Origin of the sequence: Stenotrophomonas sp. MYb57 (assembly GCF_002966815.1) — a bacterium.
Taxonomy (GTDB): Bacteria; Pseudomonadota; Gammaproteobacteria; order Xanthomonadales; family Xanthomonadaceae; genus Stenotrophomonas; species Stenotrophomonas indicatrix.
Window position 1 is genome coordinate 1,509,166 of record NZ_CP023271.1, and the last position, 17,338, is coordinate 1,526,503.

Sequence of the window (17,338 nt, forward strand, 5' to 3'; positions counted from 1 at the left end):
TGCCGCCCGCGGCGGACCGGCACCCTGCAGATCGATCAGCGCAGGGCCAGGGTCAACAGCAGTGCCCGCGCGGCATTGAAGCGGTCTTCGGGCAGCGGCAGCGGATGCTTGACGCGCAGCTTGTCCGGACCGTCCATGGCATAGAGGTTCGGTTGTTTCTGGATCAGCTGGATCACCGCCATCGGATCGATGTTCGGCTTGGATTCGAACACGATGCGGCCACCGTTCTCGCCCAGGTCCAGCTTGCGGATGCCCAGCGAGCTGGCCTGCAGCTTCAGCTCGGCAATGGCGAACAGGTTCTTGGCCGCATCCGGCAGCAGGCCGAAGCGGTCGATCATCTCCACCTGCAGTTCGCGCAGCGCATCGCTGTCGCGCGCGCTGGAAATGCGCTTGTACAGCGTCAGGCGGGTGTGCACGTCCGGCAGGTAGTCGTCCGGAATCAGCGCCGGCACGTGCAGCTCGACCTCGGCGCCCCGCGCTTCTTCGCCGGCATCGATGTCGGGCAGATGGCCCTGCTTGATGCTGCGCACTGCGCGTTCCAGCAGTTCGGTGTACAGGCTGAAGCCGACTTCGGCCATCTGCCCGCTCTGGTCCTCGCCCAGCAGTTCGCCGGCGCCGCGGATTTCCAGATCGTGGGTGGCCAGGGTGAAGCCGGCACCCAGTTCGTCCATCGAGGCGATCGCTTCCAGGCGCTTTTCCGCATCCGGCGTGATCGAGCGACGGTCGGGCACGACCAGGTAGGCATAGGCGCGGTGGTGCGATCGACCGACGCGGCCACGCAGCTGGTGCAGCTGGGCCAGGCCGAAGCGGTCGGCACGGTTGATGATGATGGTGTTGGCGTTGGGGATGTCGATGCCCGATTCGATGATCGTGGTCGACAGCAGCACGTTGAAGCGCTGCTTCTGGAAGTCCAGCATCACCTTTTCCAGCTCGCGCTCGGGCATCTGCCCATGGGCGATGCCGATGCGCGCTTCGGGCACCAGCTCGGACAGCTCGCGCTGCATGCGGCCGATGCTCTCCACGTCGTTGTGCAGGAAATACAGCTGGCCACCGCGTGCCAGCTCGCGCTGGAAGGCCTCGCGCAGCAGCGCGTTGTCCCACTGGGTGATGAAGGTCTGCACCGCCAGCCGGTTCGGCGGCGGGGTGGCGATGATCGACAGGTCGCGCAGGCCGGCCATGGCCATGTTCAGCGTACGCGGAATCGGCGTAGCGGTCAGGGTCAGCAGGTGCACGTTGGCGCGCAGTGCCTTCAGCGCCTCCTTCTGGCGCACGCCGAAGCGCTGCTCCTCGTCGACGACGACCATGCCCAGGTCCTTGAACTTCACGTCCGGCTGCAGCAGGCGATGGGTACCGACGATGACGTCGATGGTGCCGGCGGCGACCTTTTCCAGCTCGGCCTTGATCTCCTTGGTGCTCTTGAAGCGCGACAGCACCTCGACCTTCATCGGATAGTCGGCGAAGCGGTCGCGGAAATTGCGGTAATGCTGTTCGGCCAGCAGCGTGGTCGGCACCAGCACCGCCACCTGCTTGCCAGCGCTGGCGGCAGCGAACGCGGCACGCACGGCAACTTCGGTCTTGCCGAAGCCCACGTCGCCACAGACCACGCGGTCCATCGGCTGGCTGCTGGCCAGGTCACGCAGGGTGGCGTCGATGGCGGCCAGCTGGTCCGGTGTTTCCTCGAACGGGAAACCGGCGGCGAACGGCTCGTACATCGCGCGGTCCACCTGCAGTGCCAGTCCGGCACGCGCCTGGCGGCGGGCCTGGATCTCCAGCAGTTCGGCGGCCACATCGCGCACCTTCTCGGCGGCCTTGCGCTTGGCCTTGCTCCACTGCTCGCCTCCCAGCGAATGCAGTGGCGCGGTTTCGGCGGACGCGCCGGAATAGCGGCTGATCAGGTGCAGCTGTGCGACCGGCACGTACAGGCGGTCGCCCTTGGCGTACTCGATTTCGAGGAACTCGCCGGGCATGCCGCCGACGTCCATCGCGATCAGTCCGCGGTAGCGGCCGACGCCATGGTCCTCGTGCACGATCGGCGCGCCTTCGGTCAGCTCGCCCAGATCGCGGATGATTGCTTCCGGCTCTCGTCCGGCGCGGCGCGTGCGACGGGTGCTGCCGGCGCGCTCGGGGAACAGCTGGCGTTCGGTCAGCACCGCGATGTGCGGCACATCCAGGGCGAAGCCGTCTTCCAGCGGCGCCACGGCAATGGCGAAGCGTTCGTCGCTGGCCAGGAAGGACAGCAGATCGGCCACCACCGGTGGCTTCAGCTCGGCGGCCTGCAGCACTTCCAGCAGGGCCTCGCGACGGCCCGGCGAATCGGCGGCGATCAGCACCCGGCCAGGGTAATGGCCAAGGAAGGATTTCAGCGCGTCACCGGCCGGTGCTTCACGCGCGGCCACCGGCAGCGGCGGCAACGACTGGTCGCCCAGCGCATGCGCCTCGGCGATGCGGGCGTGATCGGCAGCCCATACTTCGATGCGCGGTGCGTCGTTCAAACGCTCGCGCAGCAGGTCCGGCGACAGGTACAGCGCCGACGGTGGCAGCAGCGGCCGTTCAACGTCATGGCGGCGTTGCTCGTAGCGCTCGCCGGTCTGCGTCCAGAACGTCTCTGCCGCTTCAGCGGCGCCCACGCAGACGACCGGCAGGCTGCCGGCAGGCAGGTAGTCGAACAGGGTGGCGGTGCGCTCGAAGAACAGCGGCAGGTAGTACTCGATGCCGGCCGGGGCCAGGCCCGATTTCAGGTCCTGGTACAGCGAGCTGCGTCGGGTATCGACGTCGAAGCGCTCGCGCAGGGTCGCCAGCACCCGGGCGATGCTGGCGTCGTCCATCGGTACTTCGCGGCCGGGCAGCATGTGCACCGCCTCGACCTTGTCCAGCGAGCGCTGGCTTTCCGGATCGAACGCACGGATCGAATCGATGTCCTCGTCCAGCAGTTCCACCCGCAGCGGCTCATCGGCGCCCATCGGGTAGACGTCAAGCAGGCCGCCACGCACGGCGAAATCACCCGGGTCCATCACCTGCGGCACGTTGCGGTAGCCGGCGCTTTCCAGGCGACGCTTCTCCGCTTCCAGGTCCAGGCGCTGGCCGACTTCAAGATTGAAGCTGCCGCCGATGACATAGCTGCGGGGAGCCAGCTGCTGCAGCAGGGTCTGCACCGGCACCACCACCAGGCCGCGCTTCAGCGTGGGCAGGCGGTGCAGGGCCGACAGGCGCTGCGAAATGATGTCCGGGTGCGGGCTGAAGCGATCGTAGGGCAGCGTCTCCCAGTCCGGGAACGCCACCACCGGCAGGCTCGGGTCGCCTCCCAGCAGGGTATGCAGATCCGCTTCGATCTGGTTGGCACCGTGGTTGTCACGGGCGACCACCAGCAGCGGTGCGTCATGCGTGCGCGCTGCCTGGGCCAGATACCAGGCCAGGGCAGTGGGCGAGGCGGGGGCGCGCCACCAGGCGCGAAGCTGGCCGGCACGTGGCAGCGGCGGGGCGGGGTATTGAGTACGCGACATGAACCGCGGATTTTAGCAGAAGCCCCTGCCAGGCCCATGATCGTTACGTGACCGGGGTAGCGCCGGGCCATGCCCGGCGAGCGCAGCGGTCGGATCAACATCGCCGGGCAGGGCCCGGCGCTGCCGTCAGTTGTCCAGTTCCAGCACCATCCGCACCAGGCCTTCGGCCCCGTTCGGATGGGGGACCGGCTTGAAGCCCAGCGAGGCGGCCAGCTGCTTCATCGGCTCGTTCTCGGCGGCGACATCGCCATACAGGCGGTCCAGGTACTTGCCGCGGCCCCATTTCACCAGCTTGCGCATCAGCTGGCGGCCCAGGCCCTGGCCGATCAGGAAGCGGCTGATCAGGATCGCGTACTCGGCTTCCCGGGTACCGGGGATGATCGAGGCACGGGCCACCGCGCCGACCACGGCCTCACCGGCCGGCAGCGACTCGGCGGCGACCAGGGTGATCTCGGTCTTCGGGTTGGGATGGGTCAGGCGCTGGGTGGTTTCCGGTGACAGCTCGGTCACCGATTGCAGGAAACGGTCGCGGATTTCTTCCGGCCCGAACAGGCTGAAGGCGGCCTGCAGCGGCGCGCCATCTTCGGGGCGGATGGGGCGGATCAGCAGCTCGTGGCCGCTGGGAGCCTTGAAGATCTCATGCCAGGGCGGCATGCGGTTGCGAGTGGCCATACCGGGTGATTCCTTGGTGGTCCATCGATTGTGTCATCACCGGGGCTGCATTCCGTGAACGAAAGGCTCACGGTCGTACAGCCTCGTGAAGGCCCCTATTCGGCCGTCTTCAGCCAGTCCAGGCGGGTGCTGGCACCGGGCTCGCCCAGATGCTGGCGCAGGGCCGGCAGGGCCGGGCCGACCACGCGGTCGAACTGCCAGGGGGCATTGAGCACCAGCATGCCGCTGCCGTTGAGGCGCAGCGGGGAGTCGTCCGGGCGGACCAGGAACTCGATGGTCATCGCCGACTTCACCGGCAGTGCGGTGGCCTTGCGCAGGAAATGCAGGATGGTGCGGCGCTGCTTGATCGGGAACCAGACCGCACAGGTGGCCTGCGGCCAGCGCGCCAAGGTCTCGGCCAGCGCGGCAAGGATCGCCTGGTACTCGGCGTCCTGGGCTTCGTAGGGCGGGTCGATCAGGACCAGACCGCGGCCGATCTTGGCACCGTTGGACTTGGGCGGCAGCAGCGAGCGCAGCAGCGCATAGCCGTCACCGGGGTGCACGCCGACGCGGCTGTCATGGGCGAACAGGGTCTTCAGCGAAGCGGCCTCATCCTCCTGCAGCTCGCACACCGCCATGCGGTCCTGCGGGCGCATGGCCTGCGCGCTGAGCAGCGGCGAGCCGGGGTAGGCGATCATCGCGCCGACCGGATTGTCGGCCTGCACCGCCTTGAGGTAGCGCTCGACCACCTCGGGCAGCTTGGGCTGGGCCATCAGCCGCATGACCCCGGATTCGACTTCCAGGGTCTTGCGGCTTTCTTCGCTGGCCAGCAGGTAACGGCCGGCACCGCCGTGGGTGTCGAGCACGAAGAACGGGCTGTCCTTGCGCTTGAAGCTGTCGATCAGGGCCAGCTGCACGATGTGCTTGAGGACATCGGCGTGGTTGCCGGCGTGGAAGGCGTGGCGATAGTTCATGGGCGGCAGTGTACGGGGCAAGGGCCGCAGCGGCTATGCTGCGCGCCATGACAGCCCCTGTTACCCATGTCCTGGTGGTCGAAGACGAAGCGGCCATCGCCGAAACCGTGCTCTATGCGCTGCGCAGCGAAGGCTACGCTGCCAGCCATTGCCTGCTGGGCGGGCAGGCGCTGCAGCAGCTGCAGGCCGGCGATATCGACCTGGTGGTGCTGGATGTCGGCCTGCCGGACCTCAGTGGTTTCGAGGTCTGCCGCCGGCTGCGGGCCCTGACGGGGCCGGTGGCGCAGGTGCCGGTGATCTTCCTGACCGCCCGCAACGACGAACTCGACCGCGTACTGGGCCTGGAGCTGGGGGCGGACGACTACATGGCCAAGCCGTTCTCGCCGCGCGAGCTGGTGGCGCGGGTGCGTGCCCGGCTGCGGCGTGCCACGCCCGCTGCGGTGGCGCCGTCCGTCGAGAGCGGCTGGCAGGAACACGGTGCCTTCGCCATCGATCGCGATGGCCGCCGCATCCGCTTCCAGGGCCATGCGCTGGACCTGACCCGCTACGAATATGCGTTGCTGGAGGCGCTGCTGCAGCGCCCCGGCGCGATCCTCAGCCGTGCCCAGTTGATGGACCGTGGCTGGGACAGCGCCGCCGACAGCGCCGACCGCACCGTCGACACCCACGTCAAGACGCTGCGCGCCAAGCTGCGTGCGGCCGGCGCCAGCGGTGAGCCGATCCGCACCCATCGCGGCCTCGGCTACGCCCTGGAGGTCTGACGCGTGCGTCTGGTCCTGAAACTGTTCCTGGGCTTCTTCCTGATCGTTGGCATCGCCGCGTTCTTCGTGATGCGCGTGTTCGTCAACGAAGTGAAGCCGGGCGTGCGCCAGGCGATGGAATCGACCCTGGTGGATGCGGCCAACGTGCTGGCGGAAATGGCCGCCGCCGACGTCAAGGCCGGCACCATCCGCAACGGCACCTTCACCCGCAACCTGGCCAAGGCCCGGCAGCGCGACCTGAAGGCGATGGTCTGGCGCTTCCCCAAGCGTGCGCTGGACTACCGGGTGACGATCACCGACGCCAAGGGCATCGTGATCTACGATTCGCTGGGCCGCGACGTGGGCCGCGACAATTCGCGCTGGAACGATGTCTACCGCACCCTGCGCGGCGAATACGGTGCGCGCTCCAGCCCGGAAACGCCGGGCGATGACAGCAACACGGTGATGCACGTAGCCGCGCCGGTGTACGACCCGGCTGATGGCAGCACGCTGATCGGCGTGCTCAGCCTGGCCCAGCCCAACCGCAGCATCGATCCGTTCATCGCCGCCAGCCAGCGCGCCATCATCGAGCGCGGTGCGTGGCTGATCGGTCTGTCGGCGCTGGTGGGCGTGCTGGTGACGATGTGGCTGACCAACGGCCTGGGCCAGCTCAGCCGCTATGCGCGCGCGGTCAGCGCCGGTGAACCGGTGCCGCCGCCGAAGCGGCGCAGCGACGAGATCGGCGATCTTGGCCAGGCGCTGGAGACCATGCGGCGAAAGCTGGAAGGCAAGGCGTACGTCGAGCAGTACGTGCAATCGCTGACCCACGAGATGAAAAGCCCGTTGGCGGCGATCCGCGGTGCCGCCGAACTGCTGCAGGAGCCGATGGCCGACGCCGACCGTGCGCATTTCGCACGCAGCATCGTCGACCAGCAGGAACGGCTCACAGAAACCATCGACAAGCTGCTGGCGCTGGCCGAGGTCGAGCAGCACGGCTGGTTGCAGACCCGTGATCCGATCGCCTTGCCGGTGCTGCTGCAGGAAGCCGCGGCGGCGGCGCAGGTGCGCGCGCAGGCCGCAGGTGTCCAGCTGCATATCGAGCAGGTCCCCGACCTGCGCGTGCAGGGCGATGGCTATCTGCTGCGGCAAGCGCTGCACAACCTGATCGACAACGCCATTGCGTTCTCGCCGCCCGGGGCACAGGTGCAACTGGATGCCCAACTGGACGGGCAGGGCGTACGCCTGCAGGTTGCCGACCGTGGCGCGGGCATTCCCGACTACGCACGCGAGCGCGTGTTCGAGCGCTTCTATTCGCTGGCCCGACCCGGCACCGGCCGCCGCAGTTCCGGCCTCGGCCTGCCCTTCGTGCAGGAAGTGGTGCGCCTGCATGACGGCCGCGCCAGCCTGCAGCCGCGCGAAGGCGGCGGCACCGTGGCCAGCCTGTGGCTGCCGCTGGCGATACCGGGCCAACGTCTGCGGCGCTGACTTCACACCCGCTTCAAATTCGCCACAAACCCTGCTCACCGCAGCCGTCCATCCTGCAGTCCTCTCCAACGAGGACGGACGATGAAATCCCTGAAGATGCTGCTGCGGTTCGCCATTGTCGGCGGCCTGATCCTGCTGCTGCTGATCCCGCTGTTCCTGATCCGCAGCGTCATCACCGAGCGCAGCGCCTATCGCGAAGAGGCCTACTCGCGGGTGGCCGAAAGCCGTGCCGGTACCCAGCGCGTGGTCGGGCCGGTGCGCGTGGTGCCGTGGTCCAAGCGCGAGCAGGTGGAAGTGGTCGATGCGCAGGGCAACAAGAAGACCGAGCTGCAGACCACCCAGGGTTACTGGTTGCAGCCGCCGGCCACCCTGCAGATCAGTGGCGAGCTGCTGCCCAGCCAGCGCTCGGTCGGCTTGTTCAAGGTGCCGGTGTACAGCTGGAATGGCCAGCTCAAGGCGACCTTCAGCGAGGACGACTACCCGGAGCACGATGGCATGACCTATGGCGAGGCCTACATCGCGCTGGGCGTGTCCGATGCACGTGGCCTGGTTGGTACGCCGAACCTGCGGGTTGATGGACAGCAGGTCAAGCTGCTGCCGGGCGTGGCCGGCGCATCCGCACTGGGACGTGGGCTGCATGCACCGATCACGGGCATCGCCCGCACCGGAGGCACCCTGGCGGCCAGCAGCGTGGAACTGGAACTGCAGCTCGATGGCAGCCGCTCGCTGTCGGTGGTGCCGGTGGGCGATGACAACCAGATCGCGCTGCGGTCAAGCTGGCCGCACCCGTCGTTTGCCGGTGCGTTCCTGCCGAACGAGCGGCGTGTGGATGCACAGGGCTTCGATGCACGCTGGGCAGTGTCCTCGCTGGCATCGGACGCACAGCAGCGACTGCGCGAGGGCGATGACCTGGATGCGCAGGCGGTGCAGGTTTCGCTGGTCGACCCGGTCGATACCTATACCCAGGCCGACCGCGCGTCCAAGTACGGCGTGCTGTTCGTGGTGCTGACGTTCGTTGGTTTCATCCTGTTCGAACTGATCAAGTCGCTGCGCATCCATCCGCTGCAGTACCTGATGGTCGGCCTGGCGCTGGCGATCTTCTTCCTGCTGCTGATCAGCCTGTCCGAGCACATCGCCTTCTGGCAGGCCTACCTGGTTTCCGCGCTGGCCTGCATCAGCCTGCAGGCGGTGTACCTGGCCAATGTGCTGGGTCACTGGAAGCGGGGCCTGGGCTTCGCCGCGATGCTGACGGTGCTGTACGGCGCGCTGTATGGGCTGCTGGTCTCGGAAAACAATGCACTGCTGATGGGCTCGCTGCTGCTGTTCGTGATCCTCGCGCTGGCGATGTGGGTGACCCGTCGGGTTGACTGGTACGCCCTGGCCGAGCAGAAGTAAGGAGCACGCCATGGGCTGGCGCCAAGGATTGCAGCAACGGGCACGACAGGGCATTCCCGCGCTGTTGGAGGTGGATGCACTGCTGCAGGCCCATGGGGTACTGGCGGCCTTGCCGGGGGCACGGATCGCGCCCGGCCTGGTCCGCTTCCAGCTGGCCGCCATTACCTGCGAAGGATTGCAGCGGCGCGGGCTGGACTGGTTGCGGGAGGCGCGGCACGGACGCGGCGCGCTCGCCGGCAAGGTGCCCCGTTACCGGCCATGGAAGGCCGGGGCCGCGGCATTGTCGGAGATCGGCATCGACGGGTTGCCGGCAGACTGGCCGGAACATGCGGCGGTGTTTGGTTGCAGCAGCATCGACCAGCGGCACTGGCTGCTGCTGTTGCCCGAACGCGCGCAGCTGTGGCTGGGGTGGAAGGGGTGACAGCGGAAGGCCCATCCACGCGTGGCGTGGTTCTAAGGGGCCTCTGGTGGGTGCGGACCTTGGTCCGCACCGCTCTTCGGTGGGAAGGCGCCATCCACGCATGGCGTGGATCTAGCAGATGCCCATGACCGATGGGACGGGGGCCGGGCGCCCCGGCTGGCTAGACTCGAGCGGATGATGATCAAGCCGAAGGGCAGGGGTGCGGCGTGTTGACGTGGAGCGGGCTGAAGTGGGGCGTGCTGGCAGTAGCGCTGGCGATGGGTGGCAATGCGGTGGCGCAGCAGCGCGAGCCGGTGGACCTGGACATGGTCGGCAAGATCCGCCAGCAGGCGTTCCACAAGTCGCAGGTGATGGATACCTTCAGCTACCTCACAGAACGCATCGGGCCGCGCCTGACCAATTCGCCGGCGATGGGGCGTGCCAACGCCTGGACCCGCGGCAAGTTCAGCGAATGGAAGCTGGACAATGTCCATGACGAAGCCTTCGACGAATTCGGCCGTGGCTGGGAATTCACCTCGGCCAGCGTGGAGATGCTGGGCGATCGCGTGCAGCCACTGCATGCGCTGCCCAAGGCGTGGACGCCGGGCACCAATGGCCCGGTCGAGGGCGACCTGGTGCAGGTGGACATCAAGAAGCCCGAGGACATCGAGAAATATCGCGGCAAGCTGCGTGGAAAGATCCTGCTGCTGGGCGAGGCACGCGAATACAAGCGCGGCACCGACGCCGATTCGCACCGGCACGACGCCACCTCGCTGGAAGGCCTGCAGGAATTCACCCTGCCCAAGGACAAGGACGTGGCCGCCGACCGCGCCAAGCGGGTGAAGGAATACCAGGAGAAGCAGGCGCTGGCGGCGAAGGTCAACGCATTCTTCGTTGAAGAAGGCGCGCTGGCCTCGATCAGCATCAGCAGCTGGGACAACGGCATCATCCGCGTGGCCGGTGGCGGCTCGCGCAAGGCCGGTGAAGCGGTCGGCATTCCCGAACTGGCGATGATCGCCGAGCACTTCAATCCGCTGGTACGCGCGCTGGAAGCCAAGCAGAGCGTGCGCCTGCGCGTGGATGTGGCTGCACGCTTCACCGACGAGGCCGACCAGCCCGGCTACAACACCCTGGCCGAGATCCGTGGCAGCAGCAGGCCGGACGAGGTGGTGATGATCGGCGCGCACCTGGATTCCTGGCACAGCGGCACCGGCGCGGCCGACAACGCCGCCGGCGTGGCGGTGATGATGGAGGCCATGCGCATCCTCAAGGCCAGCGGCGCCAAGCCCAAGCGCACCATCCGGGTTGCGCTGTGGAGTGGCGAGGAACAGGGACTGATCGGTTCGCAGGCGTACGTGGCCAAGCACTTCGGTCGATTCCCCGAGCCCACCGACCCGGCGCAGAAGGCGCTGCCGGCCTCGCTGCGTGAACCGACCGGTGCCCTGCAGAAGACCCGCGACTACGGCAAGTTCCAGGTCTACTTCAACATGGACAACGGCTCGGGCCGCTTCCGTGGCATCTACGCACAGGAAAACCTGGCGGCGATGCCGATCTTCGAAGCCTGGCTCGCCCCGTTCCATGACGTGGGTGCAACCACCGTGGCCACCCGCAACACCGGCAGCACCGACCACATCAGCTTCGACCGCATCGGCCTGCCGGGCTTCCAGTTCATCCAGGACAAGCTGGACTATTTCAGCAACGTCCACCACAGCCACCTGGACACCTGGGACCACGCCGAACCGGAAGACCTGAAGCAGGCCGCGGCCATCGTTGCCTCCTTCGCCTACCACGCTGCCATGCGCGAGCAGCCGTTCCCGCGCAAGCCCGAGCCCTGAAAAAGGCACGGAGGGGATCAAGTCGTGTTTCCCCTCCATTGCCCGAGCGTCTCCGCAGATGCGGCAATAGCGACTTGATCCCCTCCGTCCCCTTTTTCCGCAGGGGGCGGAGGGCTGGTAAAATCGGGGGATACCCGTTCCTCGAGCCCTCCATGACCTGCCGCACCCGCTTCGCCCCCAGTCCCACCGGCTACCTGCATATCGGTGGCGCCCGCACCGCGCTGTACTGCTGGCTGGAGGCCCGCCATCGTGGCGGCGAGTTCGTGCTGCGCATCGAGGACACCGACCGTGAACGCAGCACCCAGGGCGCGATCGATGCGATCCTGGAGGCGATGGAGTGGCTGGGCCTGGACTACGACGAAGGCCCGTTCTACCAGACAGAGCGCGTCGCCCGGTACAAGGAAGTGGCCGAGCAGCTGATCGCCGACGGCAAGGCGTACTACGCCTACGAAACCCGCGAAGAGCTGGACGCCATGCGCGAGGCCGCGATGGCCAGGCAGGAAAAGCCGCGCTACAACGGCGCTGCCCGCGAGCAGGGCCTGCCGTACAGGGACGACCCGAACCGCGTCATCCGCTTCAAGAACCCGCTTGAAGGCACGGTGGTGTTCGATGATCTGATCAAGGGCCGCATCGAGATCGCCAACAGCGAGCTGGATGACATGGTCATCTTCCGTCCGGACGGCTACCCCACCTACAACTTCGCGGTGGTGGTGGACGACTGGGACATGAAGATCTCCGAAGTCATCCGTGGCGACGACCACATCAACAACACCCCGCGCCAGATCAACCTGTACGAAGGCATCGGCGCACCGGTGCCGAAGTTCGGCCACATGCCGATGATCCTGGACGAGCAGGGCGCCAAGCTGTCCAAGCGCACCGGCGCGGCCGACGTGATGCAGTACAAGGACGCCGGCTACCTGCCTGATGCACTGCTGAGCTATCTGGCTCGTCTGGGCTGGTCGCACGGTGACCAGGAACTGTTCAGCCGCCAGGAACTGATCGACCTGTTCGATGTGAAGGACTGCAATTCCAAGGCCTCGCGCCTGGACATGGCCAAGCTGGGCTGGGTCAACCAGCACTTCCTGAAGACCGAGGAGCCGGCCGCGATCGTGCCGCACCTGGTCTACCAGCTGCAGAAGCTGGGCCTGGATGTGGCCGCTGGCCCGGCGCCGGTGGACGTGGTGATCGCCCTCCGCGAGCGCGTGCAGACCCTGAAGGAAATGGCCGAGAAGGCCGTGGTCTGGTACCAGCCGCTGAACGAATACGATGAAGCGGCCGTGGCCAAGCACTTCAAGGCCGGTGCGGAACTGCCGCTGGGCAAGGCCCGCGAGCTGCTGGCGGCCCTGCCGGAGTGGACCGCCGAGGCCGTTGGCGTGGCCCTGCACGATGCAGCCGCCGCGCTGGAAATGGGCATGGGCAAGGTCGCCCAGCCGCTGCGCGTGGCCATCACCGGCACCCAGGTCAGCCCTGACATTTCCCATACCGTGTACCTGGCCGGCCGCGAGCAGGCCTTGAAACGCATCGATGTGGCCATCACCAAGGTAGCAACGGCCTGAGCCCTGCGGCCCACGCCCGAACTGGAGAACGCGCATGTCCGCCAAAACCGCCTGTACGGCCCCGCACCACCATGTCCACGACGCTTCGGATTTCGTGGCGGTGGTCGAGCGTGTCTCGCGCGAGCGCGGGCTGCGCCTTACCCCCATCCGCGCCAACGTGCTCAAGCTGATCGCCGAGGCCGGCAAGCCGGTCAAGGCCTACGAGCTGCTGGAGTGGGTGCGCAACGGCAAGGGTGTGGGCGCTGACGCCCCGCCCACCGTGTACCGCGCGCTCGACTTCCTCATGGCCAATGGCTTCGTGCACAAGCTGGAATCGGTCAATGCCTTCGTGGCCTGCCACCACCCCAGCAGTGCGGCCCATTCGGTGCCGTTCCTGATCTGCAACAGCTGCCACAGCGCGGTGGAACTGGAAGACCGCGAGATCGTGACCCAGCTCGAAAAGCGGGCCAAGGAGCTCGGCTTCCAACCGCAGGCACAGACATTGGAAGTACACGGACTCTGCGCCCGCTGCGCAGGCTGATGCGAGGGTAGTGCCGGCCACTGGCCGGCTTCCTCGGGATTGGGGTCAGATCCCTTTGCCAGTGGCAAAGGGATCTGACCCCATTTCATAACAATGCAGCCGAGCATGGAGCATGGCTCGACTCCACCGGGCCGGCGCCCTAGTCCATCGGCTTGGTCGCGGTATCCACCCGCACGATCACCGACATGCCCGGCCGCAACCGCGCCGCCAGTTCCTGGTCCCCGTTGATCGAGATACGCACCGGCAGCCGCTGCACCACCTTGGTGAAATTGCCGCTGGCATTGTCCGGGCGCAGCACGCTGAACTCCGATCCGGTGGCCGGCGCGATCTGCTCCACCCGTCCGCGCAGCACCTGGCCCTGGAACGCATCCACCGAGAACGAGGCGGGCTGCCCGATCTTCATCTGCCAGGTCTGGCCTTCCTTGTAGTTGGCCACCACCCACAATGCGTCGGGCACCAGGAACAGCAGCTGCGAACCGGCCGCCACGTACTGCCCCACGCGCACGCTGGCCTCGCTGATCTGCCCATCGCGCGGCGCATGGATCACCGTATTGGCCAGGTCGATGCGGGCCAGCTCAAGCTGTGCCTGCGCGCTTTCCACCTGCGCTTCCAGGCTCTTGCGCGAGACCTGGGTCGAGACCAGGGTTTCTTCGGCGATGCGGATCTGCGCCTGCGACTGCTGCACGCTGGCCTGCGCCGAGGCCTGGCTGGTGCGGAACTTGTCGCGGTCGTTGATGGACACCAGCTGCTGCGCCGCCAGTTCCTCGTAGCGCTTGGCCTCGTTGCGGGAGCGCTGCAGCTCGGCCTGGCCGGCCGACAGCGTGGCCCGCGCCGCAGCAATCTGCGCGCGGTTCTGCGCCTGCGACTGGTCCGAATTGGCCAGGGCCGCGCGCGCGCTGTCCAACGTGGCCTGCGCCTGCGCCACCCGCTGCGCGTAGATGCGGTCGTCGATGCGCAGCAGCGGCTCGCCCTGCTTCACGTGCTGGAAGTCCTTCACCAGCACGTCGGTCACATAGCCGTTCACCTGCGGCGCCATCACCGTGATCTGACCGCGCACGTAGGCGTTGTCGGTCACCATCACGGTGCTGGTGAACGGCCACAGGTGCCAGGCGCGCAGGATCAGCGCGATGCCCAGCAGGGCCACCACCACCATCACCACCACGCTGCGCGAACTCGGCTTGAGGTACTTCGGCGCGGCGGCGGGCGCGGCAGGCGTCGCCGCCGGTGCCGCATCGGTGGGCGGCGGCGGGGTGACGTTCTCGGCAGCGTCGGTGTCGTCTGGACGGGGCGGGACGGGAGGCATGACGGTGGACTCAGCGCGGTGCCGCGGTCGCAGCCGCAGCGGGGGAGGAAGGATGGCGCTTGCGCCATTGTTTGCGTACGGCGGTACGCAGCGACAGCAGCAGCAACCAGCACAGGAAACCGATTGCCAGCCAACCGCTCAGGGTGAACACATCGTTGAAGCCTCGCACGTTGGCTTCGCGGCGGGTGGTCTGCGCCAGCTGCGCGCTGCCCTGGGCACTGCGCAGCACCGGGTCGGTGATCTGCGCTGCGTACAGCTGCTGCTGGATGCGCAGGCGCTGTGCCACCACCGGGTCGGCTGGATCGAGCTGGCTGGTCAGCGCGCTGGAATACAGCTGCTCGCGATGCAGCTGGAACGTTCCCAGTACGGCCGAGCCGGCCAGTCCGCCCAGCGTCTGCGTGATCGACAATGTCACCAGGAAGGTGATCATGTGGTCCACGCCTTGTTTCAACGCGGCGGAAATGCCGAGCATGATCAACGGGCCCATGAACATGCCGGCGCCCACCGACGCCAGGAACTGGCTGATGTAGAAGTCGTGCGGGCGATCCAGGCTGGTGCGGTGCTGGTCGAAGAACGCGGCGGCACCCAGCAGCAGGATCGCCATCAGCAGCTGCGCAATCAGGCGCTTCGGGCCGAAGGTCAGTGACGCACCGGCGATGCCGGTGACCACGCCGGCCAGGATCACCACGAACAGCGGCCGCATCTGGTCCGGTCCCATGCCCAGCGTGCGCATCAGGTTGACCACGCCGTAGGACTGTTCAGTGGTCAGGAAGCGGATCAGGAAGGCGCCGACGATGAAGTGCATCACCGGCAGGGTCGACAGCCAACGGATCTGCAGCAGCGGGTTGCGCCGGTAGTGTTCGATGATCAGTGCGGTGGTGGTCAGCACGATGGAGGCGATCAGCGCCCAGCCCAGCCACGGCGTGTTCAACCACCAGCGCGTGTAGCCCTGGGCCAGCACCACCACCAGCAGGGCGACGGCAGGCGCGAGCAGGGCAAAGGTGAGGAAATCCAGCGGTTCGAAGGCCTTGACCTGGATGCCCGGCGGCAGCTTCAGCACGACCACGGCGGCAAACGCGCACAGCGCCAGCCCTGCTTCGAACGAATACAGCTGGTGCCATTGGCCGGTATCGACCAGGCCGGGCGAGACGATCCAGGCAATCGGCACCGCCAGCTGCGACAGGCCGACGCCGATCACCAGCAGGTTGCCGGTGAATCGCCGTGGCAGCGCCTGCAGCATGTACAGCGTCCCCAGCGTCGAGCAGGCCGCGCCGGCGAAACCGCTGGCGGCGCGGGTCAGCATGGTGGTCTCGAAACTGCCGACGAACAGGTGCAGCACCGCCAGCGCCGCGTACAGCCCCAGGCCGATCTCGGCAAACAGGCGGATGCCGTATTGCTGGCGGAACTTGAAGGCCAGCAGGTTGGCGGTCACGTTGACCATGGCGTAGGCAGCCACCAGCCAGCTGCCCTGGGTGGGGGTGAGCGCAAGCTGCCCCTGCAGGAAGGGCAGGTTGGCCGTTACCAGCGCGTTGCCAAGGCCGCCGGTGATGGCCACCAGCAGCGACACCAGTGCATAGGCTGCACGCCGATAAGGCGGGTGCCAGGGCATCGATGCCGAACCGGGCATGGTCGGCTTCTCGTGCTCCTCCCAATCCGGAACCGGCTTGAGGTACGGCTGCACCATCAGCGTTCCCCGCTGGCTGCTCCCTGGAGTCCCCCGCGCAGCAGCTGCAGGGCACGCCCGGCCAGCTGGGCGCGCTCATCGCGGGTCTTGCCGCGCAGGGCCGCCCCCAGCATGCCCGAGATCAGTGAAATATCCGTCTTCTCCAGGTCGGGCCGGCACAGGCCAGCGGCCTTGGCGCGGGCGATGGGGGCTTCCAGCAGGTCGCGCACGGTCTCGCGTGCGGTGCGCATGGCTGGCACGTCCGAATCGACCGCGCGCCAGTAATCGGCCAGTGCCGGCGAATCAACGATGCGCTGGGCCATGCCTTCGAACACCTCGAACAGGGCGTCGTCGCGGTCGCCAAGCTGCTCGACCTGGCGGCGGATGCGGTCGACCGTGCGCTGCAGCAGCGCCTGGATCAGCGCGGTGCGGTCAGGGAAATTCCGATACAGGGTGGCGCGGCCGACTTCGGCACGCTCGACCACCAGGTCCAGCGGCGCGGTGACGCCGTGTTGGCCGAACACATGGTCGGCAGCATCGAGGATGAGGGCTCGGCGGGCAGCGGCATCGGCACGTTGGGTGGTCATGGCTTCATTTTCGGACACAAATGTCCGGATGGCGAGAGACAGATGGCGACGGGATTGTCCGCTTGTTGTCGTACGCACATCTTTGTGACGGATGCGTGATGGTCCCTGCCGGAACGAAGACCGAAGTTCGAATGCTCCCTCAGGATGCAGTAGATCCACGCCATGCGTGGATGAAAAGCTGGCGCAGAAGGGATCTGGCTAGTGGCTGACTGATCCGCTTATCGAGTTTTCTTCCTGCTCTTGATGAAAGCGATGAACTCCTTCTTATGGCCCTCGAAGACACGACGACCGTATTTCCTGTACTGCGGCTCGAACAGTGTGTAGGCCGCATCCAGATTGCCGGACTCGAACTGGATGGTGGCTGCGAGTTCGTCCATGTATTCCTCCGATGCCTCGCCTTGCCCGTAAATGGCTCTGGCTACTTTCAGCCATTCCTCGGCCTTCTCAAACTGGGCGGTATCGCGATAGAACACCGCTATTCCGCGAGAGGCGCTCTGGCTGTAGTCATACGAAGATTTCGGCATCGGGATCATCTCCCAGCTTTCCAGAAAGTGATGCTCCGCCTCCGCAATATCACCCGTCAACCACGCGGTCCTTCCGCGCTGGGCTGCGGCGAGGAAACGCGCCTCCAGATCGGCGTCAAGGCTCAAGCCCACGTTGAAATCCTCCTTCAGTTCGTTTGCTAAATCGAATTCTGAAAGAGTTTAGCCAAGGGGCAGGAAGTGATGC

General features: G+C 66.9%; 14 protein-coding genes. 7 read left to right on the forward strand and 7 right to left on the reverse strand.

The annotated features are described in order from the left end of the window. Positions 1-35: 35 nt before the first annotated feature. The 3 genes from mfd to rlmJ form a co-directional block, all read right to left on the reverse strand. Positions 36-3,500 carry a transcription-repair coupling factor gene (gene mfd / locus CLM74_RS06925; RefSeq protein WP_105163749.1) on the reverse strand — a complete coding sequence of 1,155 codons (3,465 nt, stop codon included), beginning with the start codon at positions 3,498-3,500 and terminating at the stop codon, positions 36-38. Between the two features lie 126 nt (positions 3,501-3,626). Then, positions 3,627-4,172 (reverse strand): GNAT family N-acetyltransferase, encoded by a 546-nt coding sequence (locus CLM74_RS06930; protein WP_025879325.1) that lies wholly within the window; start codon positions 4,170-4,172, stop codon positions 3,627-3,629. Positions 4,173-4,267: 95 nt separating this feature from the next. Next, positions 4,268-5,125 (reverse strand): 23S rRNA (adenine(2030)-N(6))-methyltransferase RlmJ, encoded by an 858-nt coding sequence (gene rlmJ, locus CLM74_RS06935; RefSeq protein WP_025879326.1) that lies wholly within the window; start codon positions 5,123-5,125, stop codon positions 4,268-4,270. 35 nt (positions 5,126-5,160) lie between these two features. On the opposite strand from rlmJ, the gene creB reads away from it, so the two are divergent. The 7 genes from creB (at position 5,161) to CLM74_RS06970 (ending at position 13,056) form a co-directional block, all read left to right on the forward strand. Continuing rightward, complete coding sequence (creB, locus tag CLM74_RS06940) at positions 5,161-5,886, forward strand: two-component system response regulator CreB (protein WP_081794553.1); 726 nt, start codon at positions 5,161-5,163, stop codon at positions 5,884-5,886. Between the two features lie 3 nt (positions 5,887-5,889). Continuing rightward, positions 5,890-7,350: a two-component system sensor histidine kinase CreC gene (gene creC, locus CLM74_RS06945; RefSeq protein WP_025879328.1), complete on the forward strand. Its 1,461-nt coding sequence runs from the start codon at positions 5,890-5,892 to the stop codon at positions 7,348-7,350. Positions 7,351-7,431: 81 nt separating this feature from the next. Beyond that, positions 7,432-8,745, forward strand: coding sequence for a cell envelope integrity protein CreD (gene creD, locus CLM74_RS06950; RefSeq protein ID WP_105163750.1), 1,314 nt, complete (start codon positions 7,432-7,434; stop codon positions 8,743-8,745). 10 nt (positions 8,746-8,755) lie between these two features. Further along, positions 8,756-9,166 carry a hypothetical protein gene (locus CLM74_RS06955; RefSeq protein WP_099783339.1) on the forward strand — a complete coding sequence of 137 codons (411 nt, stop codon included), beginning with the start codon at positions 8,756-8,758 and terminating at the stop codon, positions 9,164-9,166. 257 nt (positions 9,167-9,423) lie between these two features. Further along, complete coding sequence (locus CLM74_RS06960; protein WP_105163751.1) at positions 9,424-10,980, forward strand: M20/M25/M40 family metallo-hydrolase; 1,557 nt, start codon at positions 9,424-9,426, stop codon at positions 10,978-10,980. A gap of 152 nt (positions 10,981-11,132) precedes the next feature. Further along, positions 11,133-12,536, forward strand: coding sequence for a glutamate--tRNA ligase (gene gltX, locus CLM74_RS06965; RefSeq protein ID WP_033830686.1), 1,404 nt, complete (start codon positions 11,133-11,135; stop codon positions 12,534-12,536). Between the two features lie 34 nt (positions 12,537-12,570). Next, positions 12,571-13,056, forward strand: a complete 486-nt coding sequence (locus CLM74_RS06970) for a Fur family transcriptional regulator (RefSeq protein WP_025879333.1) — start codon at positions 12,571-12,573, stop codon at positions 13,054-13,056. A 139-nt stretch (positions 13,057-13,195) separates the two neighbouring features. Here the strand turns inward: CLM74_RS06970 and CLM74_RS06975 are convergent, their stop codons facing one another. The 4 genes from CLM74_RS06975 to CLM74_RS06990 all read right to left on the reverse strand — a co-directional run bounded on the left by CLM74_RS06975 (position 13,196) and on the right by CLM74_RS06990 (position 17,259). Then, on the reverse strand, positions 13,196-14,359 hold the full coding sequence (locus CLM74_RS06975; protein WP_032976052.1) for an HlyD family secretion protein: 1,164 nt from the start codon (positions 14,357-14,359) through the stop codon (positions 13,196-13,198). 10 nt (positions 14,360-14,369) lie between these two features. Next, positions 14,370-16,043, reverse strand: a complete 1,674-nt coding sequence (locus tag CLM74_RS06980; protein ID WP_025879335.1) for an MFS transporter — start codon at positions 16,041-16,043, stop codon at positions 14,370-14,372. Then, positions 16,043-16,609 carry a TetR/AcrR family transcriptional regulator gene (locus tag CLM74_RS06985; protein WP_025879336.1) on the reverse strand — a complete coding sequence of 189 codons (567 nt, stop codon included), beginning with the start codon at positions 16,607-16,609 and terminating at the stop codon, positions 16,043-16,045. The genes CLM74_RS06980 and CLM74_RS06985 overlap by 1 nt, the downstream gene beginning before the upstream one ends. A gap of 218 nt (positions 16,610-16,827) precedes the next feature. Then, positions 16,828-17,259, reverse strand: a complete 432-nt coding sequence (locus CLM74_RS06990; RefSeq protein ID WP_157804341.1) for a hypothetical protein — start codon at positions 17,257-17,259, stop codon at positions 16,828-16,830. Between the last annotated feature and the right edge of the window lie 79 nt (positions 17,260-17,338).